This window comes from Arthrobacter sp. SLBN-112, from assembly GCF_006715225.1.
Lineage (GTDB): Bacteria > Actinomycetota > Actinomycetes > Actinomycetales > Micrococcaceae > Arthrobacter.
The window spans coordinates 2,052,400-2,077,100 of sequence record NZ_VFMU01000001.1 but is presented as its reverse complement, the minus strand read 5'-3'; the positions used below and the strand labels follow the sequence as shown (position 1 = coordinate 2,077,100).

The 24,701-nt window shown below is 66.0% G+C and carries 21 protein-coding genes; 8 read left to right on the top strand and 13 right to left on the bottom strand.

The features are described from left to right. Positions 1–15 precede the first annotated feature (15 nt). From FBY33_RS09680 to FBY33_RS09670, 3 genes are all read left to right on the top strand, one after another. On the top strand, positions 16–1,311 hold the full coding sequence (locus FBY33_RS09680; RefSeq protein ID WP_142030382.1) for a hemolysin family protein: 1,296 nt from the start codon (positions 16–18) through the stop codon (positions 1,309–1,311). After that, positions 1,292–1,513: a hypothetical protein gene (locus FBY33_RS09675; RefSeq protein WP_200831351.1), complete on the top strand. Its 222-nt coding sequence runs from the start codon at positions 1,292–1,294 to the stop codon at positions 1,511–1,513. The genes FBY33_RS09680 and FBY33_RS09675 overlap by 20 nt, the downstream gene beginning before the upstream one ends. 96 nt (positions 1,514–1,609) lie before the next feature. Next, complete coding sequence (locus FBY33_RS09670) at positions 1,610–1,996, top strand: hypothetical protein (protein WP_142030381.1); 387 nt, start codon at positions 1,610–1,612, stop codon at positions 1,994–1,996. A 15-nt stretch (positions 1,997–2,011) separates the two neighbouring features. On the opposite strand, the gene FBY33_RS09665 is transcribed toward FBY33_RS09670, so the two are convergent. From FBY33_RS09665 to fdhA, 5 genes are all read right to left on the bottom strand, one after another. Continuing rightward, positions 2,012–2,755 carry a dienelactone hydrolase family protein gene (locus FBY33_RS09665; RefSeq protein ID WP_142030380.1) on the bottom strand — a complete coding sequence of 248 codons (744 nt, stop codon included), beginning with the start codon at positions 2,753–2,755 and terminating at the stop codon, positions 2,012–2,014. A gap of 67 nt (positions 2,756–2,822) precedes the next feature. Then, positions 2,823–4,184 carry an MFS transporter gene (locus FBY33_RS09660; RefSeq protein WP_142030379.1) on the bottom strand — a complete coding sequence of 454 codons (1,362 nt, stop codon included), beginning with the start codon at positions 4,182–4,184 and terminating at the stop codon, positions 2,823–2,825. Positions 4,185–4,253: 69 nt separating this feature from the next. Further along, entirely contained in the window at positions 4,254–5,204 is a 951-nt protein-coding gene (locus tag FBY33_RS09655) for a serine hydrolase (RefSeq protein ID WP_142030378.1), read from the bottom strand. A 145-nt stretch (positions 5,205–5,349) separates the two neighbouring features. Then, entirely contained in the window at positions 5,350–5,703 is a 354-nt protein-coding gene (locus FBY33_RS09650) for a GNAT family N-acetyltransferase (RefSeq protein ID WP_142030377.1), read from the bottom strand. Positions 5,704–5,816: 113 nt separating this feature from the next. Continuing rightward, positions 5,817–7,028 carry a formaldehyde dehydrogenase, glutathione-independent gene (fdhA, locus tag FBY33_RS09645; RefSeq protein ID WP_142030376.1) on the bottom strand — a complete coding sequence of 404 codons (1,212 nt, stop codon included), beginning with the start codon at positions 7,026–7,028 and terminating at the stop codon, positions 5,817–5,819. Between the two features lie 309 nt (positions 7,029–7,337). On the opposite strand from fdhA, the gene FBY33_RS09640 reads away from it, so the two are divergent. From FBY33_RS09640 to FBY33_RS09630, 3 genes are all read left to right on the top strand, one after another. Next, positions 7,338–8,312, top strand: coding sequence for an aldo/keto reductase (locus FBY33_RS09640; RefSeq protein ID WP_142030375.1), 975 nt, complete (start codon positions 7,338–7,340; stop codon positions 8,310–8,312). Between the two features lie 230 nt (positions 8,313–8,542). Next, positions 8,543–10,222: a RecQ family ATP-dependent DNA helicase gene (locus tag FBY33_RS09635; RefSeq protein ID WP_142030374.1), complete on the top strand. Its 1,680-nt coding sequence runs from the start codon at positions 8,543–8,545 to the stop codon at positions 10,220–10,222. A gap of 37 nt (positions 10,223–10,259) precedes the next feature. Beyond that, positions 10,260–11,480: a TerC family protein gene (locus FBY33_RS09630; protein ID WP_142030373.1), complete on the top strand. Its 1,221-nt coding sequence runs from the start codon at positions 10,260–10,262 to the stop codon at positions 11,478–11,480. A gap of 4 nt (positions 11,481–11,484) precedes the next feature. On the opposite strand, the gene eda is transcribed toward FBY33_RS09630, so the two are convergent. The 6 genes from eda to FBY33_RS09600 form a co-directional block, all read right to left on the bottom strand. Beyond that, entirely contained in the window at positions 11,485–12,111 is a 627-nt protein-coding gene (gene eda / locus FBY33_RS09625; RefSeq protein ID WP_142030372.1) for a bifunctional 4-hydroxy-2-oxoglutarate aldolase/2-dehydro-3-deoxy-phosphogluconate aldolase, read from the bottom strand. Then, positions 12,104–13,498: a mannitol dehydrogenase family protein gene (locus FBY33_RS09620; protein WP_268815885.1), complete on the bottom strand. Its 1,395-nt coding sequence runs from the start codon at positions 13,496–13,498 to the stop codon at positions 12,104–12,106. Before FBY33_RS09620 ends, eda begins: the two co-directional genes overlap by 8 nt. 74 nt (positions 13,499–13,572) lie before the next feature. Beyond that, the gene (locus FBY33_RS09615) at positions 13,573–14,583 is read right to left on the bottom strand and encodes a PfkB family carbohydrate kinase (protein ID WP_235010501.1); all 1,011 of its coding nucleotides are present in this window, start codon (positions 14,581–14,583) and stop codon (positions 13,573–13,575) included. Continuing rightward, positions 14,580–15,791, bottom strand: a complete 1,212-nt coding sequence (gene manD / locus FBY33_RS09610; RefSeq protein ID WP_142030371.1) for a D-mannonate dehydratase ManD — start codon at positions 15,789–15,791, stop codon at positions 14,580–14,582. Before manD ends, FBY33_RS09615 begins: the two co-directional genes overlap by 4 nt. A 114-nt stretch (positions 15,792–15,905) precedes the next feature. Then, entirely contained in the window at positions 15,906–16,934 is a 1,029-nt protein-coding gene (locus FBY33_RS09605) for an L-idonate 5-dehydrogenase (protein WP_142030370.1), read from the bottom strand. Then, entirely contained in the window at positions 16,931–18,325 is a 1,395-nt protein-coding gene (locus FBY33_RS09600; RefSeq protein ID WP_142030369.1) for an MFS transporter, read from the bottom strand. Before FBY33_RS09600 ends, FBY33_RS09605 begins: the two co-directional genes overlap by 4 nt. 191 nt (positions 18,326–18,516) lie before the next feature. Between FBY33_RS09600 and FBY33_RS09595 the strand changes: the two genes are divergently transcribed. Beyond that, positions 18,517–19,242: a GntR family transcriptional regulator gene (locus FBY33_RS09595; RefSeq protein ID WP_142030368.1), complete on the top strand. Its 726-nt coding sequence runs from the start codon at positions 18,517–18,519 to the stop codon at positions 19,240–19,242. Positions 19,243–19,385: 143 nt separating this feature from the next. Continuing rightward, on the top strand, positions 19,386–23,045 hold the full coding sequence (locus FBY33_RS09590; RefSeq protein ID WP_142030367.1) for a TM0106 family RecB-like putative nuclease: 3,660 nt from the start codon (positions 19,386–19,388) through the stop codon (positions 23,043–23,045). Positions 23,046–23,080: 35 nt separating this feature from the next. Here FBY33_RS09590 and FBY33_RS09585 read toward each other — a convergent pair whose 3' ends face one another. Further along, positions 23,081–23,395 carry an acylphosphatase gene (locus FBY33_RS09585; protein WP_142030366.1) on the bottom strand — a complete coding sequence of 105 codons (315 nt, stop codon included), beginning with the start codon at positions 23,393–23,395 and terminating at the stop codon, positions 23,081–23,083. A gap of 107 nt (positions 23,396–23,502) precedes the next feature. Further along, positions 23,503–24,453 carry a pullulanase X25 domain-containing protein gene (locus FBY33_RS09580; protein WP_142030365.1) on the bottom strand — a complete coding sequence of 317 codons (951 nt, stop codon included), beginning with the start codon at positions 24,451–24,453 and terminating at the stop codon, positions 23,503–23,505. Positions 24,454–24,701: the final 248 nt, after the last annotated feature.

Genomic DNA, 24,701 nt, shown 5'->3' with positions numbered 1-24,701 from the left:
GGGTAAGGTCGTCTCATGGACAGCGGCGCCCTGGTTAATATCGCTTTGGTTCTCGGTTTCGTGCTGCTGGGCGGGGTGTTCGCGGCGGCGGAGATGGCACTGGTATCCCTGCGCGAGAGCCAGGTGCGCCGCATCGAGAGATCCGGGGACACCGGCGCCCGGACGGCCGCCCTTGCCCGCAACCCCAACCGCTTCCTCTCCACCGTGCAGATTGGCGTGACCCTGTCCGGTTTTTTCTCGGCAGCCTATGGCGCCTCGGCGATCGCGCCCGCCGTCGTGCCCCTCCTCGAAGCCGTCGGGTTGGGCGCGGCGGCCGGGCCCGTGTCCGTCATCGGCATGACCCTGCTGGTTGCTTATCTTTCCCTGGTTTTGGGCGAGCTCGCCCCCAAGAGGCTTGCGCTTCAGAGGCCCGTTGCGTTCACTAGAATCCTGGCCCCGCCGCTGATTGCCCTCTCGGGTGCCATGCGGCCGGTCATCTGGCTCCTGTCCGTGTCGACAGACGCGGCGGTCAGGCTCTTTGGCGGCGACCCGCGCATCAAGCGGGAAGGCATCAGTTCCGAAGAGCTGTGGGACCTGGTGGCGGAGAACGAACTCCTCGAAGAGAACAGCCGCACCATCCTGGCCGATGTGTTCGGCGCCGGGGACCGGACGCTGCAGGAGGTGATGCGGCCGCGCACGGAGGTGACGTTCATCGACGGCGCGCTGACCATTGCCGAGGCCCGCAGGATGGTGCGGGATGGCCCGTATTCGCGCTTCCCGGTCATCGGGCGGAGCCCTGACGACGTCCTGGGCTTCGTCCACATCCGCGACCTGATGCCCCGGGACGAAGCACAGGACCAGGCACCTGTAAGGGATATCGCCCGGGAGATCCTGCCGCTGCCCGGGACCAACCGTGTGCTTCCGTCGCTTTCCCGGATGCGCAAGACCAACCAGCACATCGCCCTGGTGGTGGATGAATATGGCGGCACCGACGGCGTGGTCACGCTCGAGGACCTGGTGGAGGAACTGGTGGGCGAGATCTACGACGAATACGACACCGGCGCCGAGCACGAGGACCGGGTCAGGGTGGCCAACGGAACCATCGATGTGGACGGCGGCCTGATCCTGCAGGAGTTCAAGGCCGCCGCCGGTATCGCGCTCCCTGAGGGCCACTACGAAACGGTGGCGGGGTTCATGATGGACCGCCTTGGCAGGCTGCCGCAGGCAGGTGACAGGGTGCAGATCCCCGGATACGTCCTGACCGTCCTCAGCATGGACCGGTTGCGGATCGCCCGGGTCAGGGTCACACCCGTTGCCGGCCCGCCCGGCTGAGGCTGAGGCGGACGACGGCGCCATCTGGCGGGTGGAGGCAGGGAACCTGCTGACCTGCGAACGCAGTCCCGGCTTCCTTGTGGCGCTTGCCATGGGCAGTGAACCGGTGAAGCTGCCAGCCGGCGTCGTCCTTTTCAGCGCATTTCCGCTGGAACACGACGGCTGGCTGCAGCCGGACAACGCTGTATGGATGCGGCGCTGACGCCGCCCCTGGGGGACCAATGGCCCTACGGGACGGTTGGGGCAGCGGCCACACTGGAGCTTCCCATCCACCGGCAGGCAGGCAGGACAAACCACCATGTTCACGAAACGCACCACCCTCATCGGCGCCGCCCTGGCGCTTGCTGCTGCAGCCGTCGCGGCGCCCGCACAGGCCGCCAGCAGCGGCGGCGCGGAAGTCGACAGGACAAGCGATTGCCAGGACAATCAAAAGGTGTGCCAAACGGTTCAGACTCCGAGCGGCATCCGTTCCAGCTCCACATTCAGCAACTGGGTCGGTATAGATCCGAGCGACGGGACCACCACCCGGAAGCGCATGAGCTCCCACAGCCTCGAGCAGGACGGTGTATCCATCGAAGTGGGCCTGCATTACGCGGAAACCATCGGCGGATGCACGGACCGGGAGGACAGCCAGCAAGTCAGGGACGGCCGCGGGTACAACCACGAGGTGTACCACTGCCCGTGACCTCGCGGCGGGAGCCTACGCGCTGAGGCTCCGCTCGAGGAATGCGAGGGTACGCCTCCATGAGTCTTCGGCGGCCTCAGCGTTGTAGGTGTACCTGTTGGTGTCGTTGAAAAAGGCGTGGCCGGTTCCGGGATACACCACCGCTTCGAAATCCACACCGGCGGCCCGCATCCGATGCTTGAGCCCGGGCAGTTCCTCCATGAGCGCGCTGTCCTGCTCGCCGTAGAAGGCCAGGACGGGGCAGTTAATGGCTCGCAGCTCGGCATCCTTGAACTCTGCGTGGCCGTAGAACGGAACGGCGGCCCGCAGCCTGGGTTCGGCAACGGCCAGCGAAAAGGTGTAGGTGCCGCCCAGGCAGAATCCCGTGGCGGCCACCCGCCCCGCCAGACCCGGCACGCCTTCCAGATGGTCGAAACACACACGCAGGGCGGCCACGGCGTGCTTGGCGTACTCCGGCGAGCGCATCGGCGCCATGTGCTTCCGCAGGCGCGGCTGGGCATTGCTGCGTTGTTGGGGATCGAAGGCTGCCTCCTGCAGCTCCCCGCTGAGATCGGGCACGCCACCGGCTCCGGAAAGCAGGTCCGGTGCGACCGCCACATAGCCTTCAGCTGCGAAACGGTCTGCCACATCCTTGGTGTGCCGGACCAGGCCCCACACTTCATGAACCACCACCAGCCCGCCCTTGGGCGGTCCGGCCGGTTCACTGACGTACGCCTGGACGGACGTTTCGGCGTTACCCAGAGCCATCATGTTTCCCATGCGGCCAGCATGGCACGCCCGCCGCACGCTTTATAGGGGTTTCCCCGACGCTTCGCGTAGAACACGCCTACACTTTCTGCGGCCGCCAGAACACAGAGATTCCGAACGTCACGGCACAGAGCACCAGCATGGCCAGCACCATCCGCATCCAGCTGTCCTGGTGCACCCCGCCGGACGCGAACACGCCGATCATCACAGTGGCGGTAATCGCGCCCACGTAGCGGCAGGTCTGGTAGATCCCGGCAGCCACCCCGCGGTCCTGCGGCCGGGTGGACACGAACATGCCCTGGTTGGAGGCGATGCTGACCGTGCCGTACGGGATGCCCATCAGCGCGGTCAGCACCACCACGAAGGGGATGGCCAGCGTGCCGGTCAGCAGCCACATGAGTGCCGCCACCACGGTCAAAATGACGACGCCGGCAAGCAGCACCCGCCGGACGCCGAACCTTTCCATGGCGGAGACTGCCCACGGGGTGGCCACCACGGACATGCCCGCCAGGGGCAGCATCAGCAGGCCCACTACGCCGGGATCGTAGCCGCCGGCTTCCTGCAGCAGCTGCGGGAGGCCGAAGAAGACGAAGTAGTAGACGCTGCTGAACACCGCGAAGGCCAGGTACACCAGCATCAGCGGCCTGTTCCGGCCCAGCAGCCGCAGGTCCAGGAAGGGTTTGGCGAACCGCAGCTCCCGCCAGGCAAACAGTGCCCCGGTGACGGTCCCGCCAGCCAGCATCAACCAGCGGTAGTCCGGGGCCACGTTCAGGGCCGCCATCATGACCAGCAGGAGCGCGCCGATGAACCCGGCGATGCCCGGGACGTCGGAGTCCCGCACCAGTTCCGCGACGCTGCCCCGTTCCCGGACCTTGTCCGGCGGCGCGGCCTTGCGCACGATCAGCAATGCCGCGAGCGCCAGCGGGACGTTGATCAGGAACAGCGACTCCCAGCCCACGAATCCCACCAGCAGGCCGCCGACCACCGGGCCCACTGCGGCTGCGGACGTGTTGGCCATCTGCAGCCGGCCCAGCGGCCGGGCCGAATCCACCTTGGCCTGGTGCGCGAGGGCGCCCACCATCACCACGGCGCTGGGATATGCGGTGGCTGTTCCCAGCGCCATCACCGCCCGCGCCACGCAGAGCAGCGCGAAGTTCGGGGCCAGCGGAGCCAGGGCACAGGTGACGGCCACCAGCCCCATCCCCAGCATGAACATCCGCCGCGGCCCGAACCGGTCGGCCAGCCTGCCCATTACCGGCTGCCCGGCTGCGGAGGCAAGGTAGAAGGAGGTCACCACCCAGGTGACGGCGGCGACGTCGAGCCCGAAGTCGGCGCGGAGCACTACCAGGGCCACGGCGATCATGGAGGAGTTCAGCGGGTTCAGTGCCGTGCCCAGGCTGAGGCCGGCGACGGCCAGGGCAGTCCGGGGGTTGTTGCTCACGGTAACAGTCTGGCCTAAAGCTTCCGCCCGGGGCGACCTGGCGGGCTTCCTGCTTTGGTGTGGCGCGCGCTACTTGCCCGCCGGCACCACCGGGAACAGTGCGTCCTCCACGGCGCGGGTCAGGTCCCGGATCACCTGGGCCTGGCCGTCATCCGGCGCGCCGTCAGGGTTCTCCGTGTAGATGACCAGCGCGAACGTCGAGCCGCGGTAGCTCAGGAGTGCGGCGTCGTGCAGTTCCCCGGACACTTCCCCGTACTTGTGGTGAACGTCCACGCCGGATCTTGAGCCGGCCGGAATGAGGTCTTCGTTGTTCGTGTCCCGCATGTAGCTGAGCAGCTCCGCCGTGTTGTCCTTGTCCAGGAGCTCTCCCGCATAGAGCTTCTTCAGGATCAGGGCCATATCGGCCGCGGTCAGGAGATTTTGTTCAGGGTCATAAGTGACGCCGATGGAGTCCGCGTAGGCGATCAACTCCGGGTAGCCCACGGCGTCCATCAGCAGCAGCCAAGAGTCGTTGTTGCTGTCATTGACCATGGCCTTGAGCTGGAACGCGGCGTCGTAGTCACCCATCGCGTCATCCAGGCTCGCCTGCCCGTTTTCCACGAGGTGGTAGTAGGCGGCGGCAGTGAGGATCTTGGCCGTGCTGGCAGCAGTGAAGGTGTCCCCGTCGCCGAAGGTCCGTTCCGCGCCGCCGGACACGTCCGCGAGCGCCAGCCCGATCCGGTATTCGTCCGCCTCACTGAGGATGTCGTCCACGCTGTCCTGCAACGACGGCGGAGCTGCCGCCACCGGTGACGCGGGGATGGCCGGCTGGGTGGGGACCACAGCGCCCGTCGGCGGCACGGACCGGACCACGGCCAGGGTGATGGTGCCGACAATGACCAGCACCACCACAAGGGCCAGGATCAGCAGCCGTCTGTGGCCCCGCTTCCTGCTGGAAGATGGCCTGCCGGAGGACGGCGCGCCCGGCGGCGGCGAGGGAGCGCCACGGCCTGGCTTGGGCACCACGGGGTGCACGGACATACAAGGGCTCCTGTCCCGCCTCGGCTATCAAAAACACTGTCAGCGCGGCGATGTACCGCGCTGACAGATGCTGATTAAATCACCGGAGGTTGGGAGCTTCCTGAAGGCTTGCGGAGTGTTCCCCAACCCTGTTTCAGGGGTGCCCTTAGCCGCGGGTACGGGCGGCCAGTGCGGTGTCCAGGAATTCCAGGTGGGCCGGTGCCACGGGCACTGCGCTGGCCGAATATTCGGGATGCTTGGCCAGGAACTTCTTGATGAACGGGCACACCGGAATGATGCCGCTCCCGGCGTCCACCGTACTGTCCAGCGCAGCCTTGGCCAGGACGCCGGCCAGGCCTTGCCCGCCGTATTCCTCGTTGATCACCGTGTGGTAGAAGATCCGCTGTGGCGACTCGCCGCCGTCGTACTCCTTGTACGCCGCCTTGCCGATCACGTTGCCGGCGTCGAGGATCTCGAAGCGTTCGCGCCCGGGGTTATGGCGGACGGTGATGTCACTCAAGGGAAACTCCTTCGTTTGCGGGTTTGTGCTGCCCGTGCAAAGCCTAACCCGGCCCGGGCCGCACTTATTTCCGCACTCAAGGGTCCCTGGTGGCATCCCCGCCCGCCGTGCCGTCAGCTCAAGTAGCCGTTGGGATTGAGGACGTACTTGGTGGCTGCGCCGGCGTCGAACTCCGCGTAGCCCTTCGGTGCATCCTCCAGGGGAATGGCCTTGGCGTTGACGTTCTTGGCGATGTTGACCTTGTCATTCAGGATGGCCATCATCAGCTGCCGGTTGTACTTCATCACCGGACATTGGCCGGTAGTGAAGCTCAGCGACTTTGCCCAGCCGGTGCCCAGGCTCAGGCTCAGCGAACCCTTCTTGGCGGCCTCGTCGATGCCGCCCGGATCGCCCGTCACGTACAGGCCAGGGATACCCAGCGCACCGCCTGCCGCGGTGATGTCCATCAGAGTGTTCAGCACGGTTGCGGGTGCTTCCTGCGCTCCCTTGCCGTGTCCGCGCGCCTCGAAGCCCACCGCGTCAACAGCGCAGTCAACCTCCGGAACACCCAGGATCTGCTCAATGTGATCCTTCGGCTCGCCCTGGCTCAGGTCCACCGTTTCACACCCAAAGCTCCGCGCCTGCGCCAGCCGGCCCTCGTTCATGTCGCCCACAATCACGACGGCGGCACCCAGCAAATGTGCGCTGGTGGCCGCTGCGAGGCCCACAGGACCGGCGCCGGCAATGTACACGGTGGAGCCAACTCCCACGCCAGCCGTGGTAGCGCCATGGAACCCGGTGGGGAAGATGTCCGAGAGCATTGCCAGGTCCATGATCTTCTCCATGGCCCGGTCCTTGTCCGGGAACTTCAGCAGGTTCCAGTCCGCATAGGGCACCAGGACGTAGTTGGCCTGGCCGCCCACCCAGCCGCCCATGTCCACGTACCCGTAGGCGGCGCCCGGACGGGCCGGGTTCACGTTCAGGCAGATGCCGGTCTTGCGTTCCTTGCAGTTGCGGCACCGGCCGCAGGCGATGTTAAACGGCACCGAGCAGAGGTCGCCCACCTTGATGAACTCAACGTCGCGGCCCACCTCCACCACTTCACCCGTGATTTCGTGGCCCAGCACCAGGTCCGGCGGCGCCGTGGTCCGGCCACGGACCATGTGCTGGTCCGATCCGCAAATATTGGTGGCCACGGTCTTAAGGATTACCCCGTGGTTGACGGGGCGTCCCACGTTCGCCGGGTTAACGCCTGGCCCGTCCTTGAGTTCGAACGTTGGGTAGTCAATATCAATAACTTCGACCTTGCCTGCTTCTTTGTAGGCAATGGCTTTGTTCCCTGTCATCTATCGCTCCTGTTGTCAGGTCCGCCCGGTAGGACGGGCCGTGATCTGGGTAGGTGAGACACCCCGTATGGAGGACCGCCCTGATCCAGTCGTGCTTTTCTGATGGACGTTAGGCATGATCAGCAACCGGTTCCCGGGTTGGGGTCCGCTCAGTCTAGGCACGCCCACCGGGGCGGTATAGGGGTAGGAAGCCCCTTGTTTGCCAGCGCACTCCATGGGGGAAATACCTATAGTGGCGTACGCTGCACCAACCGGTTGCGCACGCAGGCTACCGGTGCCCACGGAAGTTCTACCGTTGAGGAGAACCGCATGAAAACGCGCACCATCGGACAATTGAGAGTTTCCGCCCTGGGCCTTGGCTGCATGGGCATGAGCGAGTTTTACGGCGACGGCGACGAGCAGGAATCGGTCGCCACCATCCATGAGTTCCTGGACGCCGGCGGGTCCCTGCTGGATACAGCAGACATGTACGGCCCCTTCACCAACGAAAAGCTGGTGGGCCGCGCCATCGCCGGCCGCCGCGAGGACGTTGTCCTGGCCACCAAGTTCGGGAATGAACGCCGAGGGGACGGTTCCTGGGTGGGCATCAACGGCCGCCCCGAATACGTCCGGTCAGCTTGCGACGCCAGCCTTCAGCGGCTGGGCGTTGACCACATCGATTTGTACTACCAGCACCGGGTGGACAAAACCGTTCCCATCGAGGACACGGTGGGCGCCATGGCGGAACTGGTCCAGGCCGGAAAAGTCCGGCACCTTGGCTTGTCCGAAGCGTCCGCGGAGACCATCCGGAGGGCCCATGCCGTGCACCCCATCACCGCCCTGCAGACCGAGTATTCCCTGTGGGAGCGGGAGCCGGAAACCAAGGTGTTCCCCGTGCTCGCCGAACTGGGCATCGGTTTTGTGCCCTACAGCCCGCTGGGCCGCGGCTTCCTTACAGGGCAGATCCGCAGCGTGGACGACTTCGCCGAGGACGACTTCCGCCGGCACTCTCCGCGCTTCCAGGGCGAAAACTTCACGCGGAACCTGGAAATCGTGGACCGGGTCAAGGAGCTGGCCGACCGGAAACAGTGCACGCCCGGCCAGCTGGCCCTCGCGTGGCTGCTGGCGCAGGGCGGGCACATTGTCCCGATCCCGGGCACCAAGAAGCGCGAACGGCTGCGGGAGAACCTGGGCGCCGTGGATATCGAGCTCAACCAGGACGAGCTTCAACTGCTGGACCAGCTGGCACCGGCCGGGGCAACTGCCGGCGCCCGGTACCCCAACATGTCCACCATCGACACCTAAACGCACCAACCGGCCGGCTACGGCAGCCGCGGCTGCTGCAGACAGCGGCGCAATAACCGGCCCTATCCCCGCCTGATGGACAAATCCCCGCCGCATTCGGAGGGGCAAAGTCCACACAGCGGGGAGTTGCGCGCGCCCGGAGGTTGCGTCGGCGGGGCGGGGCTGGCGTAGGGTGGTTCCTACGGCTGAAGCAAGCGGCCCCAGTTTTCGTCTGTGCGGAGCCACTTTTCATGTCCGACGAACCAGCCCTTCGGGCCCTTGCTGCATCTCCCTTCTCCCTGCCCCGCCTGCGGGACGGCCAATTGGCCGGTATGGCGGCCCTGGCGGACGGGCGCGACGTCCTGGCCGTCATGCCCACCGGATACGGCAAGTCCGCCATCTACCAAATCGCCGCCCTGCACCTTCACAAGACCACGGGACGTCCCGCCGTCGTGGTTTCACCGCTTATTGCCCTGCAGGAGGACCAGCTGGACGGGCTGGTCCAGGTCCTGGGACCTGACACCGCGGTGGCCGTCAACTCCTCGCACAGCGACACCGACGTCGAGGCTGCATGGCAGGCCGTTGAGGACGGCAGGGCTGTGTTCCTGTTCCTCGCCCCGGAACAGCTGGCCAAGCAGGCCACCGTGGACCGGATCAAAGCCCTGGACATCTCTCTGTTCGTGGTGGACGAGGCCCACTGCGTTTCCTCCTGGGGCCACGATTTCCGCCCCGACTACCTGGCGCTGGGCAATGTCCGGGAGCAGTTGGGGAACCCGCCCGTGGCTGCGTTGACCGCCACTGCCTCCCCGCCGGTCAGGGACGAGATCGTGGAGCGGCTGGGCATGGAGGCCCCCCTGGTCCTGGTCCACGGCTTCGACCGGCCCAACATCAGCCTGGACGTGGTCCGGCACCATGAGGACAAGGGCAAGCGCAAGGCGGTGCTTGCGCAGGTGGCGGACCTGGCCAGGGAGGGGCAGGGCCTGCTCTATGCGGCCACCCGGAAGGACACGGAGAAGTACGCGGCCAAGCTGGAGAAGGAGGGGCTCCGCGCGGAGGCATACCATGCAGGCCGTTCCGCCAAGGACCGGGAACACATCCACGAGCTGTTCCTGGCCGACAAGCTGGACGTCGTGGTCGCCACCACCGCGTTCGGCATGGGCATCGACAAGCCGAACGTCCGGTTTGTGGTGCACGCGGACATCCCGGAATCCCTGGACTCCTACTACCAGGAGATCGGACGGGCAGGCAGGGACGGCGAACCGGCATCGGCCGTGCTGCATTACCGCTCCGAGGACCTGGGCCTGCGGAAGTTCTTCAGCACCCACTCCCCCGATCCAGATTCGCTGATGGCGGTGCTGAAGATCCTCAAGACCGCCAAGGCTCCGGCGCCCAAGGCGTCCCTGGCAGAGCTGACCGGCTTACCCGCCCGCCGCATCACCGGACTCATCAACCAGCTGGAGGAAATTGGCGCCGTCACCACAGGCAAGCGCGGAATCCGGCTGACCTCCAAAGCCAAGCTCCCCACACTGGTGGGCGACGCCGTCGAACTCGCCGAGGCCCGGCAGCGCGTGGACCAGTCCCGGCTCACCATGATGCGCGCCTACGCGGAGACGGACGGCTGCCGGCGGCAGTTCCTGTTGGGTTACTTCGGCGAGGACCTGCCGGAGCCGTGCGGAAACTGTGACGGGTGCGCTGCTGCAGCCGCTGCAGGGGACGTGGAGCAGCCGGGCAAGGCGTCCGACGGCGGCGGGCCGGCTCCCGCCGCCGACGAACCATTCCCGCTGCAGTCCGCGGTGGTCCACAAGGAGTGGGGCCCCGGCCTGGTGATGCGGCATGAGGACGATGTCATCACGGTGCTCTTTGAACAGGAGGGGTATAAGACGCTCTCCCGGTCCGCCGTCGTGGAGAACGAACTGCTGAAGCCCGCTTAGGTAGGCTGGAGGGACCCTCCGACGAAAGGCCCGCCGCGTGGAAGTACCTGCTTATGTCTGGACCCAGACCATCGCGGGAATCGTGGGGCTGCTGGCCTTCGATTTCTTCTTCCACGTCCGGAAGGCCCACACGCCTTCCCTGAAGGAATCCGCCACCTGGTCCGCCATCTACGTGGGCATTGCGGTGCTGTTCGGGCTGGCGGTACTGCTGTTCGGCGGACCGGAGATGGGCACGGAATACTTCGCAGGCTACGTGACGGAGAAGGCGTTGTCGGTGGACAACCTCTTCGTCTTCCTCATCATCATGGCCAGCTTCAAGGTGCCCCGCGCGGACCAGCAGAAGGTGCTGCTGTTCGGCATCGTGTTCTCCCTTATCGCCCGCACGGCGTTCATCTTCCTGGGGGCGGCGCTGATCAACAGTTTCGCCTGGGTGTTCTACATCTTCGGGCTCATCCTGCTGGTCACCGCCGGCAACCTGCTCAAACCCGACAGCCACGACGACGACTCCGAAGGCCTGGTGGTCCGGCTCGCCAAGAAGCTCCTGCCGGCGTCGGAACACTACGACGGCGACAAGCTCTTCACGGTGGAGAACGGCAAGCGGGTCCTGACGCCGATGCTGCTGGTGATGGTGGCCATCGGCGGGACGGACATCCTCTTCGCCCTGGACTCCATCCCGGCGATCTTCGGCCTCACCCAGAACGTGTTCATCGTGTTCACCGCCACCGCGTTCTCGCTGATGGGCCTGCGCCAGCTGTTCTTCCTGATCGACGGCCTGCTGGACCGGCTGATCTTCCTCTCCTACGGTTTGGCCGTAATCCTGGGCTTCATCGGCGTGAAACTCATCCTGCACGCCCTGCACGAGAACACCCTTCCATTCATCAATGACGGCGAGCACGTCAACGTGGTGGAGGTCAGCACCGGCGTCTCGCTGGGCGTCATCCTTGGTGTCCTGGTGGTGACAATCCTGGCGTCCATCTTCAGTCCCAAAGGCAAGGCCAAGAACGCTGTGTCCGGGGCGCGGCGCCACGCCACCGAATACCTGGACCTCAACTACGAAACGGACATGGCCGAACGCGACAAGATCTTCGCCCGGATGTGCCGCGAAGAGGCCCAGATCCGCAAGCTTCCAGAAAAATACAAGCGGCTGGTCCGCAACGAAACCGAGTTCATGGAGCTGCTGCGCAACGCCCATGCCGAACACGACAAGGCCCAGGTCCGCGCCGCCGCCGCCGAGGAAGCCGCCGCGGCCGAGGGCTGACCCGTTACCGCGGGAGCGCGGCCGCCCCGCTGGCCAGGCTGGTGATCCGCGCCCAGTCCTTGGCTGCGACCGCGTCGGCAGGCGTCAGCCAACTCCCGCCGACACAGGCCACATTGGACAGCCTCAGGTAATCCGGCGCGGTGGCCAGGCTGATCCCTCCAGTGGGGCAGAACTGGACATGCGGGATGGGGGCACCGACGGCCGCCAAGTAGGACGGACCACCCGCTGGGCCGGCCGGGAAGAACTTCATGGCGTCCAGGCCCTGTTCCAGGACCGCCATGACCTCCCCCACGGTGGCGACGCCGGGAAGCACCGGGACCTCCAGCGACAGCATCGAGGTGAGCAGGGCTGGGGTGACTCCGGGGCTGACCAGGAATTGGGCGCCCGCCTGCACGGCGGCGTCGGCCTGGCCCGGCGTGAGGATGGTGCCGGCGCCCACCAGGATGTCAGGCACCTCCTCCGCGATCAGCTTCAGTGAGGTCAGCGCGGAGGCGGTCCGGAGCGTCAGCTCAATGACCTTCACGCCGCCGTCCACGAGGGCAAGGGCCAGGGGCACCGCATCCTGGGGGTCGTCGATGGTGACCACAGGGATGACAGGTGAAACGCGAAGGACGCCCGATGCGTCAGCCATGGTTGATCTCATTTCCCGGGCCTGCCGGCCCGTTGTCGATAGTCCCGTTGGTTTCGATGATGCGGTACCACTGCAGGAGCAGCTTTCGGAAGCCGGCATGCTCCGCCAGGTCCTGGTCAAAGATCGGCCGGAAGCCCGGCAGCGCGGGCACCACGGCGTCGGCTTCACGGCCAGCCGGAAGTGTTGCGTTCAGCTCTGCAGCGAGGGGATCGTCCAGGTCCGTTGCCGGGGTGGTGGCCACGTGGTGCATCCACGCAGCGATGGCGAGCGCCGCCCACGTTGGCGCGCCGCCGGCGTCGAACGTTCCCCTGATGGTGGGAAGCAGGCGCAGCCCGATCTTCTGGGAACCGTCGCTGCCCACTTTGGCGGTGGTGTGGCCCAGGGCGGGGTTGGCGAAACGGCGGAGCACCTCTTCGCAGTACTGCTCTCCGTCCAGCCCCGCCGGGAGGGTGATGCTGGGCAGCGCTTCCTCGAGCAACATGCGCCGGCAGGCGGTGCGGAACGAGTCCACGGCCACGGCGTCGCTGATGGTTTCCTTGCCGGCGGCAATGCCCAGGTAGGCCAGCATGGAGTGGCCGGCATTGAGCAGCCGCAGCTTCGTGGCCTCCCAGCCGCCGACGTCGGAACTGAACACCGCTCCGGCGTCCTCCCAGCGCGGCCTGCCTGCGGCGAAATTGTCCTCGATCACCCATTGCCTGAAGGGCTCAGCCACCACTGCGGCTTCATCCCGCAGGCCAAGTTCCCGTTCGACGGCGGCAAGGTCACCTTCAGTGGTGGCCGGTACCATCCGGTCAACCATGGTGCAGGGGAACGTGACGTTGGCCTCCAGCCACGCCAGCACGGGTCCGCTTTCGGGTTCGGGCAGGGCCGCGGCAAAGTTCCTGACGAGGGTTCCGGTAAGTTCACCGTTGCCGGGCAGGTTGTCGCAGGAAACCACCGTGACGGGTCCAGCACCGGTCAGTGCACGTTGCTGGAGGCCACGGACGATTTGCCCGATGGCGGTGTGCGGCGGCCGGCCGGTGAGATCCGCCTGGACCTCGGGGTCCGCCAGGTCAAGGCTGCGGATTTGCGGATCGAACCGATATCCCTTTTCCGTGATGGTGAGGGTGACGATCCTTGTGGCCGGGGCGGCGATGCGTTCTACCACCAGTTCCGGATTGTCCCGCCCCGAGATGGCCTCGACGATGCTGGAGACCACACGCGGGGGGCCGGCAGCTTCTCCCCGCTCTCCCACAGTGAAGAGGCCGTCCTGCGGCGCCAGTTGCCTGGCCACGGTGTCCGAACGCTGCGTGACGCCGACGATCCCCCAGTCGAAGTCGCCGGCCGCCAACATAGCGTCTTCCGTGTAGACGGCAGTGTGGGCACGGGCAAAGGCACCCAGGCCCAGGTGGACGATGCCGGGTTGCAGCTTGTCGCGGTTAATGCCGGCCTGGTGGCCGCTGCTTGCCAGTGCAGAAGTACTCAGGCGTGCGATGGCAGTGCTCCTTCTTCCGTGCCGGTGACCGGGCTTGTGCCGGCGGCAACAGTTGCGGCGTGCGCCATGGTCTGCTCGAACGTGGGGATGAAACCCGTACCGCCCTTGCCGCCCACCACCAGCGACGATGCGGCAGCCCCGTAACGTGCCGCCGTCGGAAGATCCTCGCCCAGCACCAGGCGAGCGGTCAGCGTGCCAACGAAGGCGTCCCCTGCTCCGGTCTGGTCCACTACGGAGGGGGCCGGGATGGCCGGCACCCAGGCAGATCCGGCGTCCGCGCCGGTACCGCCCCATCCGAGCTGGACTCCCTTCGCGCCGCAGGTCACGGCGACATTGGTGGCGCCCAGCGAGTGCAGCCTGGCCGCTGCCTCCTCCGGGGTGGAAACGCCCAGCAGCGCCGCCGTCTCACCGGGGAACGACGGCGTCACCAGGAAGGCGTGCGGCGCCAGGGAGGTGAGTGCCGCCGTCGCCTCTTCCTTGGTGGTGAGGCGGGGACGGAAGTTCGGATCGTAGACAAAGCGGGTGGCCAGGCCGGCAGCTTTGACGACGGCGGCGCGGGACCTCGGCGAAATGGCGCAGGCGATGCCGCCCGCCACCACGGCCCCGGCTGCGGCGAAAACTGTCGGGTCGACGTCACCCGGCCCCAGCGATGAACCCACGCTGCCGGTACGGGCGTAGGAAAATTCGCGTTCTCCGTCGGGATCGCTGTGCACCAGGTAAACGCCCTGCTGGCCGCGCCGGAATTTCAGGAGATCAGTGGAGATGCCCAACTCAGCGACGCGGGCGGCTATCGCCTGGCCCAGTTCGTCGTCTGTCAGCACGGACAGCAGACCCACTGTGGCACCCGCGGCGGCGGCGGCCGCGGCAACGTTGAGGGCATCGCCGGAGATGCCAAGCTGCGCGGGAACGCCGTGGGCAAAGGGAAGGTCGGTGGCGACTTCAACGAGGATCTCCCCCATCACCACCACGTCAAAGGATTCCTGGGCTGCAGTGTTCACCAGTCGTGCACCGATCCGTCCAGGCGCCGGTTCACCGGCAGGTATTTGGGGTCGAAGGGGAACCGGGCTGCGGCTTCCTCGTTGAACTCAACGCCCAGGCCCGGGGCGTCCCCGGGGTGCATGTAACCGTCGGCGAAGGTGTAGGAGGTGGTGAAGACTTCACCGGCCGGGTCGCGGTGGCCCATGTATTCCTGGATGCCGAAATTGGGGATGCTCATGTCCACGTGCAGCGCAGCTGCGAACGAGACCGGGGACAAGTCGCCGGCGCCGTGCGATCCCGAGCGGACACCGTAAAGATCCGCGAGGGAGAAGATGCGGCGCAGGTGCGTGATGCCGCCGGCGTGCGAGACGGAGGTCCGGATGTAGTCGATCAGGCGTTCGGTGATGAGCTGCTGGCAGTCCCAGATCGAGTTGAACACCTCCCCCACGGCAACAGGGGTGGTGGTGTGCTGGCGGATCAGCCGGAATGCGGACTGGTCCTCGGCCGGGGTCGGATCCTCGATCCAGAACGGACGGTACTGCTCCAGCGAGGCACCCAGCCGGCCGGCCTCGATGGGAGTCAGCCGGTGGTGGACGTCATGCAGGACGTGCACGCCGTAGCCGAACTCCTTCCGGACGTGGGCCATCATTTTCGGCGCAAAATCAAGGTAGGCGGTGGTCTCCCAGGTGTCTTCCTGGGGCACGTTGCCGCTGGCCGGCTCGTACAGCTTTCCGTCCACGGGGGCGATGCCGTAGGTCTTGTCCAGGCCCGGCACGGCGGCTTGGGCACGGATGGCCTTGTAGCCAAGGTCCAGGTGGTGGTGGAAGTCTGCGCTGAGGTCCTCCAGGGAGGAGCCGCTGGCGTGCCCGTAGACCATGACGCCCTCGCGGGCCGCACCGCCCAGGAGTTCATAGACGGGCATGCCGGCGGCCTTGCCCTTGATGTCCCAGAGCGCGACGTCGATCGCCGCGATGGCGGTCATGGTCACCGGGCCGCGGCGCCAGTAGGCGCCCTTGTAGAAGTACTGCCAGGCGTCCTCGATGCGGCGGGCATCGCGGCCGATGAGCAGCGGGCAGAGGTGCTCGGAGAGGTAGGAGGCCACAGCCAGTTCGCGACCGTTCAGGGTGGCGTCGCCGACGCCGGTGATGCCGTCCTCGGTTTCAATTACGAGCGTGACGTAGTTCCGTCCGGGCGACGAAACCACAACCCGTGCGTCGGTGATCTTCACTGGGAGTCCTTCTGGTGGTGGTAGCTAATACAAGTAGGTCGCAGTAAGTGTCGTTATGAGCCGCCATAACGACACTTACTGCTACTCAGTTGGGTGGGTGGGTTGTTCCGGGTGTCAGTCCGTGCTGAGCCGGAGCATGACCTTGCTGCTGCCGGCGGCAGGGTCGGCGGCGGTTTGCATGGCTTGCTGCGCGTCGTCGATGCCAAACGTGTGGGTGATGACGGGCGACACGTCCAGGCCGTCCTTCATGGCCTGCAGCGCATCGGTGATCTCGTCCACGAACCTGTAGGACCCGATCCAGGTGATTTCCCGGGTGACCAGGTCCCCCAGCGCAGACGCCGCCGGCGTGCCGGGCAGGTTGCCCACCTGGACGATCGTGCCGCCGCGGGCCGTGGCACGTAGGACGCCCCCCAGGACCGCCGGGATGCCGGTGGCCTCGAAGACAAGCTCCATGTCTGCCGGAAGCGGGTTATCCGAAACGTTGAGCACCTCGTCCGCGCCCATCGCCTGGGCAATCCGCAGGGACGCGTCGCTGATGTCGGTGGCAATAACGCTTCGTGCTCCGGCGTACTTGGCGGCCGCGGTGACCAGCGAGCCGATGGGCCCGGCACCGTTGACCAGCACGTCGCGGCCTTGCAGGCTGCCGGCCCGGCTGACCGCGTGCATGGCGACGGCGAGGGGCTCCGCCAGTGCCCCGCGGAGCGTGTCCACTCCGTCCGGCAGCGGACGGACCTGGAATGCCTTGGCCAGCTTGCGTTCGCTGAAGCCGCCGTCGGTGTGCGGATCGAATGCTGCGGAGCCGAAGTAGCGGATCTGCGGGTAGAGGTTGGTCCGCCCCCGCAGGCGCTCCGGCAGGGCGCCGTCCCCCACCAGTTCGGCCGGGTGCACCGTCACGGGCTGGCCCACTTCCAAATGTTCGACGCCGGGACCCAGCTTGGCGATGCGGCCCGCCACTTCGTGTCCCAGGACGAGCGGTGACTTCAGTGCCGCCGTGCCGGACGCTCCGTGCCGCCAGTACGAAAGGTCACTTCCGCAGATGCCGCCCCATTCGACGTCGAGCACTACCTCTCCCGGGCCGGCTACCGGCTCCGGCCGGTCGTCGATGCGCAGGTCATTGGCGCCATGGACGACGACGGCCTTCATACGGCGTCCTCGAGGCGGACCATGTCGCGGCCGCGGACTTCGGGGCCAACGGCGGCGGAGACCAGGGTGATCAGTGAGTAGCCGATGAGCATTGCGGCGAGCGGCCACCAGTGTCCGGTGACGGCGGTGAGGGTGGCTGCCAGCAGCGGGCCGATGGCTGTGGCCAGGATGCCGCCGATTTCCTTGGCGAGGGCCAGTTGGGTGAAGCGGGTACGGGCTCCGAAGAACTCTGCCATGGTGACGCTTTCCATGGCGAACAGGCTGAGCACGCCGAGGTTCAGTCCGATGACCATGGCGATGGTAATGAGGGCGGCGTCGCCGCTGGTGATCATGAGCATCATCGGAATGGCGTACAGGGCAGTTAGCGCGCTGAGCACCAGGTACAGCGGACGGCGGCCGAAGCGGTCACCGAGGAGGCCAACCACCGGGATGGTGATGAAGCCGAGGAGTGAGCCATACATAATCGCATTGGTGCCCACGCTCTTGTCCGTCATCAGGACCGTAGCCAGGTAGCCCACCAGGAAGGTCTGCACCAATCCGGAGTTGCCGGCCTGGCCGAAGCGCAGGCCCAACGCGATCAGGAAGGACTTGCCCTTCTTTTGGTGCAGGGCAGCTTCGATGGTGCTGGTTCCGGCGAGCTCAGGGGCCTTGGCGGCGCTCTTGATCTTCTCCTTGGTGAGGGCCACGCCGTCAACCACGTCGGCGCGCTGCTCGAAGACCGGGCTTTCCTTGATGGAGCGGCGGATCCAAACGGCGAACAGCATGATCACGAAGCTGGCCAGGAACGGAATACGCCAGCCCCAGCTCAACAGGTCCTCTTGCGACAGCGAGCTCACCAGGATGGCCCACAGTGCCGAGGCGCCAAGGGTTCCGGAGTTGGTGCCCAGGCAGACCAGGGAGGAGATGATGCCGCGCCGGCGGGCCGATGCGAATTCCGCAAGCATGACCGTTGCGCCCGCGATTTCCGCGCCGGCTCCGAAGCCCTGGATGAGGCGCAGTGCCACCAGGAGGATGGGCGCCCAGATGCCCACCATGGCGTAGGTGGGCAGAACACCGATCAGGGTGGTCGAGGCGCCCATCAACGCGATGGTGATGTACAGGACCTTCTTGCGGCCGATCCGGTCACCCATACGGCCAAAGTAGATGGCGCCGAAGAGGCGGGCGACATACCCCACGCCGTAGGTGGCCATGGCGGCAATCAGGCCGATGACTGGGCTGACATCCGGGAAGAAGATCTTGTTGAAGACGATGGCTGCTGCCAGGGAGTAGAGCTGGAAGTCCATGAATTCCATGGCCGTGCCGAGCCAGCCGGAGACGGCCACCTTGGCAAGGTCGCGGGTGTTGCGGGCCTCGGCCCGGCTGCTGGTGGGTGGGGCAATGCTTTCGGTCATCAGTTGCTCCTTTGCAGGTGATGCTGTCGAACGGGAGTGAGGAGTATGAAGGGGAATGTAAACAGTGAAAAGGCTGTGGGCTGGCGGGTGGAAGCCTTGGGTTGTGAGGGCGTCAGTGACCGGCAGCACGCTGTGTTCTACTACCATACAAGTACTACCATTCTAGTGTGTCAACGGGCTAGACTGATGGCATGGCAATGGACAAAAGAGGTGCTTCCCCCCGGCTTTCGGTGCGCGACCAAACGCTGGAGACGCTTCGGAGCCGGATCATCTCGCTGCAACTGCCACCCGGGGAGCCCCTGTCTGAGAACGAATTGGCGCAGGAACTGGGAGTTAGCCGCACGCCGGTGCGCGAAAGCCTCATCCTGCTTCGGGAGGAAGGTCTGGTTCAGGTTTTTCCCCAGATCGGATCCTTCGTCTCGTTGGTGGACCTGGCGCGTGTCTCCGAGGCGCAGTTCGTTCGCGAGGCCATCGAGTGCGCGTCGCTTCGCGATCTTGCCGTGGATCCCGCAGGCATCGCCAGCCTGCGGGGAATCCTCCAGGCACAGACCGATGCTGACGCTGCCGGTGACGTGGAGGGATTTTTCCGCTTGGACGAGGACTTCCACCGGGAACTCCTGCGCCTGGCGGGACACGAGTCCGCCTGGAGCGCGGTCAACTCGGCCAAGGCGCACCTGGATCGGGCGCGCCGCATGAGCCTGCTGGACACCCGGCCTGTTTCCACGCTGATTGGGCAGCACACGGCGGTGGTGGACGCGCTCGAAGCCAATGACCTTTCCGATGCGGACAGCAGCCTGCGGCTTCACCTCCGCGCCGTCTTCGAGGATGTGCAGCGGATCCAGGAATCCACCCCGGAACTGTTCTCCGACGGCGCGGCCCAGCGTCCCTCCCGGCGGAGCGTTGCGCGTCTCGCGTAGCTGAAGTCGCGCTCCGTTCCCGGCCCGGCCCGGCCCAAGAGACGTATGTCATGATCCGGAGTCTGTTTGTCAGTCCCTCTTGCTAGGTTTGATTACAGGCCAGGGGAATCGTCTCCGGGCCCGCAAACAGTTGGGGAGGCCCCGTGTTTCTGCTGGACGCTGCCGTTGGTCATGACGGATCCGCTGCGCCGCCGGACCTGGTCTTCTCAGCCAGCGACCTTGTTGCTGCATCCGAGTGTGAATACCGTACGCTCAGCATCCTGGACGAAAAGCTGGGACGCGCTCCCAAGGCAGAGTTCCCCGCTGATGAGATGCAGAGGCGTGCCGGTGAGCTGGGCGATCGGCACGAGCAGACCGTGCTCGCAAGCCTGGTGGCCAAGTACGGCAAATGGGATGCCAGCCGCGGGTCGGGCGTCTACTCGCTGGAGCGCGGCGACAACCTACGTGGCGAGCTGCAGGCCAAACACGCAGAGACCGAACTCGCCCTAAGATCCGGAGCGGACGTCGTATTTCAGGCCACCTTCTTCGACGGCGAATTCCTGGGCTACGCGGATTTCCTGGTCAACGAGGCCGCGGGTACCGGGAGTGCGGGCCGTTACGGGGTTTGGGACACCAAGCTCGCTCGGCACGCAAAGGTAGGCGCATTACTGCAGCTTGCGGCCTACGGCGACCAGCTCCTCGGGATGGGGCTGGATCCCTCGCCCGTCGTCACGCTGGTGCTCGGCACCCGCCTCGGCGACGACTGGCTGCGGAGCAGCCATTCCCTGCCGGACCTGCTGCCCGTCTTCCGCGAGCGACGGCGGCGCTTCCGCCAACTCACAGCCGGCCACAGGGCCGCTGACGTCCCTGTGCAGTGGCAGCAGGACGGCATCGTGCATTGCGGGCGCTGCGACTATTGTGCGGAGCAGGTGCAGCTCCACCGGGACCTGCTGATGGTTGCGGGCATGTCCGTGGTCCAGCGGCGGAAACTCCATGACGCAAACATCACCACCATCGATGAACTCGCGGCCATGCCAGCCGGCGAGGCCAGGAACTCAGTGGTCCGGCTCCGGGCGCAGGCACGGATGCAGCTGGGCCTGGAGCAGCCGGCCGGCTCGCGGACGTTTACCAAGGATGGCCTGCCGCACACGGTCTCCTACACGGTCCTGCCTGACCACACCATCGGATCGTTGCCTGCACCCAGTGCCGGGGACATCTTCTTCGACTTCGAGGGCGATCCGCTGTGGCAGGAACCCGCCACAGGCGCCTGGGGCATTGAATACCTCTTCGGCGTGGTCGAGGCGCCGGTTGCGGGAACGGAAAGCGAGCCGGTGTTCCGCCCGTTCTGGGCACACTCCCGTTCCGGGGAACGCCGCGCCTTCCTGGACTTCCTGGACTACGTGGAGAAGCGGCGTGCCCGGTATCCGGACATGCACGTGTACCACTACGCCCCATACGAAAAGACGGCGCTGCGGAATCTCTCCCTCGTGCACCAGGCCGGCGAGGACACGGTTGATGACTGGCTCCGACAGGGGCTGCTGGTGGACCTGTACGCAACGGTGCGGCATTCCCTCCGGATCTCGGAAGCGTCGTACTCCATCAAGAAGCTGGAACCGCTGTACATGGAGGACAACCTCCGGTCCGGTGACGTCAAGGATGCTGGTGCTTCCGTGGTGGCCTATGCCGCCTACTGCGCCGCACGCGACGAGGGGCGCCGGGACGAAGCCGACACCATCCTTGCCTCGATTTCCGACTACAACCAGTACGACTGCCTCTCCACCCTTCGGCTGCGGGACTGGTTGCTCCAGTTGGGAGCAGGAGCCGGTGGCAGGCAAGGTGGCGGAGCGGAGGCTGCCGATCCCCGTCATGCTGCTCCGCAGCCAGCCCACGTTCCGGCTCCGGCAGCAACCGGCTCGGATGACGCAGACCCTGCCGAGGAGACGCCGGTGGAAAGCAGGCTCCGCGGATATCTTGCCGGCCTGCCGGACGACCGCCCCTGGACTGATGACGAGCGCGCCATCGCCATGGTGGCGGCCGCCACCGGATATCACCGGCGTGAGCGCAAGCAGTTCTGGTGGCAGCACTTCGACCGGGTCGAGGCACCGCTGGAAAACTGGTCCGACCAGCGGAACGTGTTCGTTGTGTCATCAGCGGAAGTAGTGTCCGACTGGGCGTTGGCCAAGCCCCGGGAACGGATGCAGACCCGCGTCCTGAGATTGCGGGGCACCATGACGGAAGGCTCCGATTTCCGGGCTGACTCCAGCTGGTGCCGCGTGTACGACGCCCCCGGACCTGATGGCATGACCGCTCCGGAGGCTGCGACCGGGACCAGGGCCTACTCATTCGGCACCAGGATCAGCGATCTGGAGGCGGCGCCGGACGGCCCGGAGCACTTCCTCACGATTGCAGAGCGGGAGTCCGGAAAGGTCCGCGCCTATCCGCACTTGCCGGTGGCACTGACCGAGGACCAGCCGCTGGGGACTGCCAGCATTGAAGCTGCCATCGCGGAAATAGCCTCCGCAGTCGGTTCCTCCGTGCCGTCCCTTCCCTCGCAGCCGGGCCTGGACATCCTGCGCAAGCTGCCGCCGCGGTTCCGCTCGTTGCCAGGGCCGGCAGAGGTCCAGCATGGGGACGATGGCGCCGCCGATTACGCCGGGGCCATTATCGAGTCCTTGCAGGACTTGGACCATTCCTACCTCGCCGTCCAAGGCCCGCCAGGAACGGGCAAGACCTACGTGGGGGCCCATATCATTGGCAGGCTGGTGGCTGAAGGCTGGAAGATCGGAGTGGTGGCCCAGTCCCACAACGTGGTGGAAAACCTGCTTTGCCGGGCCATCGAGACCGGCGGAGTGAATCCGCAGGTGGTGGCCAAGAAACTGGCCGCTCCTCATCCGGTTCCCTGGAGCCTCACTTCGGAAGGCGACGTGTCCCGCCTGCTCACATCAGCCGGCGGATGCCTGGTGGGCGGCACCGCGTGGACCATGACCGGCAAGGAAGTCCCTGCCGGGTCCCTTGATCTCCTGGTCATTGACGAGGCGGGCCAGTTCTGCCTGGCCAACACCCTGGCGGTCAGCCGTGCCGGCAGGCGGCTGCTCCTGCTGGGCGACCCCCAGCAGCTCCCGCAAGTCACCCAAGGGGCGCACCCGGAACCAGTGGATGAATCCGCCCTCGGCTGGCTCGCGGCCGGGCACGCCACACTGCCCGCGAACCTGGGCTACTTCCTGGCCGATACGTGGCGGATGCATCCGGAGCTGTGCCGGGCAGTGTCGAACCTCAGCTACGAAGGAAAGCTGAAGTCAGCTCCTGCCGCGTCCCTCCGTGAACTGGAGGTCCTTGCACCCGGGGTGGAGACGGTGTTCGTCAACCACCGCGGCAACACCACTGCATCGAAGGAAGAAGCCGGGGAAGTGGTTCACCAGGTCCGCCGCCACCTGGGCTTGAAATGGACGTGCGGTCCGGACAGCGACGCCCGTCCCTTAGAGCAACAGGATCTACTGGTGGTGGCCGCCTACAACGCCCAGGTCCACCTGATCCGCAGGAACCTGGCAGAGGCCGGGCTGTCTGATGTCCGGGTGGGCACGGTGGACAAATTCCAGGGCCAGGAAGCTCCGGTGGTGCTGGTTTCCATGGCATGTTCGGCGGTGTCAGAGGCACCGCGCGGCGCGGAGTTCCTGCTGAACCGGAACCGCATCAACGTGGCGGTATCCCGCGGCCAGTGGCGGGCTGTCATCATCCGCTCCCCCGAACTCACCAGCTACATGCCGAACAAGCCTGCCGCCCTGGAGGAGTTGGGGGCCTTTATCGGATTGAGTCCGCGGGAATAGAGGGGGAAATAAGCCTCAGGACGGCCGGCAGAGTTTCAGTGCGCCCGGAAGCCGCGGAATGCCCCTGATGCCTCGGACACCGAGGCCTCCACGTCGTCCACGCGGCCCGGTGTGCGGCCGGAGTTGAGCCACTCCAGAAGTTGCCGCACCTTCGACTCCGGCCCCTCGGCCACTACCGAAACCGAACCGTCGTCGAGGTTCCTCACTTCACCGGACAACCCAAGTTCCTCAGCCTGGCCCACAGTCCAGTAACGGAAGCCCACAGCCTGCACCATCCCGGACACGCGGGCGTCCAGCCGCACCGCTTCCTGGCCTGAGTCATCGCCCGCCGGGCGTTCATGCCTGCCCATAATGCTCCTCCTGGACCTGGCACCCCTCCCAACTGGGTAGCAGTAAGTGTCGTTTTGAGCCTCCAAAACGACACTTAGCGCTACCCAGTTGGGAGGGAGGCAATCCGTTAGTTGATGGTGATGTCGCGGGTGGCGTGGTTGTAGCGGATGGTCACCGTGCCACCGGCATGGTGCAGTTCGTGGTTGGGGCCATCGAACACGCCGAAAGCGCCGTAGTTCTCCGTCCAGGACCGGTTCAGGGCGATCTTGAAGGTGTAGAAGCCGGCAGGAAGCTCAGCGCTCTTCTTCCACAGCTGGTCCAGGAAGTCGAACTCCATCTGTGCTTCGTCGTACTGCGGCGCCCAGTTCTCCGGGGCGCCCAGGATGGTGTTGAAGTCACCAGCCACGGCCACAGCTTCGGGCTGCGGAAGTGTTTCGACGTCCGGGCCCTCGAACGGCTCCGTGGCGGCGGAGGTTTCGGCGGCAGCTGCAGCGGGCGCCGCTGCAGACTTGTCCTTGGCTGAGGCCTTGCCCTTGCGGACCGCCTTCACCACGGGCTCAACGGCGTCTTCGATCGCCTTGGCTGCCTTGCCGACAGCCGACGCTGCCTTCTTCGCAGGCGCCTTCTTGGCGGTCTTTTTCGGAGCCTCCTCCTTCGCCGGAACCTGAAGCGTTGCCGCGGCGGCGGAAACCGGGCGGACAAAGCCCTCGGGAGCCGTCGGAACGGGAGTGTCGGCAGGGACGGGCGTGCCGGCGTCGAGCGCTGCGCCGAAGGAATCAGCATCAGGGAAAGCAACTGTGGCGCGCATGCCGTCCTCAGTGATGGTCCAGCCGGACCGGCCCTTGACCAGCCAGCCGGCCTTGACCAACTTGGCAGTGGCGGAGGTGAGGGTCTTGTGCCCGCGCGGGATGCCGCCGCTGAGGAGTTCTGCCTCGTGCTCGTTGAACGGCACCCGGGCAGTTGCTTCCGCCAGGACCTGGCCTGCGTTCAGTGCATCGCCGGACCACACGCCTTCGGTCAGGACATCCAGCACGGTCTTGAGTCGAAGGTTGGTGTTTTCTGCGGTGGACTTGGCCATGATTCCCCTTATATAAAAGCGATCGGTCTTAGGCATCTTGCCAACAGCCCATTAAATCGCGCGACTTTAATTGGTTAACTCTGCGTGTCGTGACCGACTATGAAGCGGATAGCGCCGCAAGTGAGGCGGAGGTCTCGGGTAAGGGCCGTCTGCATAACCCTCAAGCGCTGACATGGGTGCTGCGTTGCACTCCCCAGACACGCCTGCGGCACTTAGTTTACCGGGCCGAAAGCCCTGCTGTTGCCCCC

What these genes read in the sequence shown, in the direction of transcription:
- FBY33_RS09635 (WP_142030374.1), top strand. Translation starts at nt 8,543, where the DNA reads ATGTCCGACGAACCAGCCCTTCGGGCCCTTGCTGCATCTCCCTTCTCC.
- fdhA (WP_142030376.1), bottom strand. Translation starts at nt 7,028, where the DNA reads ATGACAGGGAACAAAGCCATTGCCTACAAAGAAGCAGGCAAGGTCGAA.
- FBY33_RS09600 (WP_142030369.1), bottom strand. Translation starts at nt 18,325, where the DNA reads ATGACCGAAAGCATTGCCCCACCCACCAGCAGCCGGGCCGAGGCCCGC.
- FBY33_RS09595 (WP_142030368.1), top strand. Translation starts at nt 18,517, where the DNA reads ATGGCAATGGACAAAAGAGGTGCTTCCCCCCGGCTTTCGGTGCGCGAC.
- FBY33_RS09605 (WP_142030370.1), bottom strand. Translation starts at nt 16,934, where the DNA reads ATGAAGGCCGTCGTCGTCCATGGCGCCAATGACCTGCGCATCGACGAC.
- eda (WP_142030372.1), bottom strand. Translation starts at nt 12,111, where the DNA reads ATGGCTGACGCATCGGGCGTCCTTCGCGTTTCACCTGTCATCCCTGTG.
- FBY33_RS09670 (WP_142030381.1), top strand. Translation starts at nt 1,610, where the DNA reads ATGTTCACGAAACGCACCACCCTCATCGGCGCCGCCCTGGCGCTTGCT.
- FBY33_RS09655 (WP_142030378.1), bottom strand. Translation starts at nt 5,204, where the DNA reads ATGTCCGTGCACCCCGTGGTGCCCAAGCCAGGCCGTGGCGCTCCCTCG.
- FBY33_RS09585 (WP_142030366.1), bottom strand. Translation starts at nt 23,395, where the DNA reads ATGGGCAGGCATGAACGCCCGGCGGGCGATGACTCAGGCCAGGAAGCG.
- FBY33_RS09640 (WP_142030375.1), top strand. Translation starts at nt 7,338, where the DNA reads ATGAAAACGCGCACCATCGGACAATTGAGAGTTTCCGCCCTGGGCCTT.
- FBY33_RS09580 (WP_142030365.1), bottom strand. Translation starts at nt 24,453, where the DNA reads ATGGCCAAGTCCACCGCAGAAAACACCAACCTTCGACTCAAGACCGTG.
- FBY33_RS09680 (WP_142030382.1), top strand. Translation starts at nt 16, where the DNA reads ATGGACAGCGGCGCCCTGGTTAATATCGCTTTGGTTCTCGGTTTCGTG.
- FBY33_RS09665 (WP_142030380.1), bottom strand. Translation starts at nt 2,755, where the DNA reads ATGGGAAACATGATGGCTCTGGGTAACGCCGAAACGTCCGTCCAGGCG.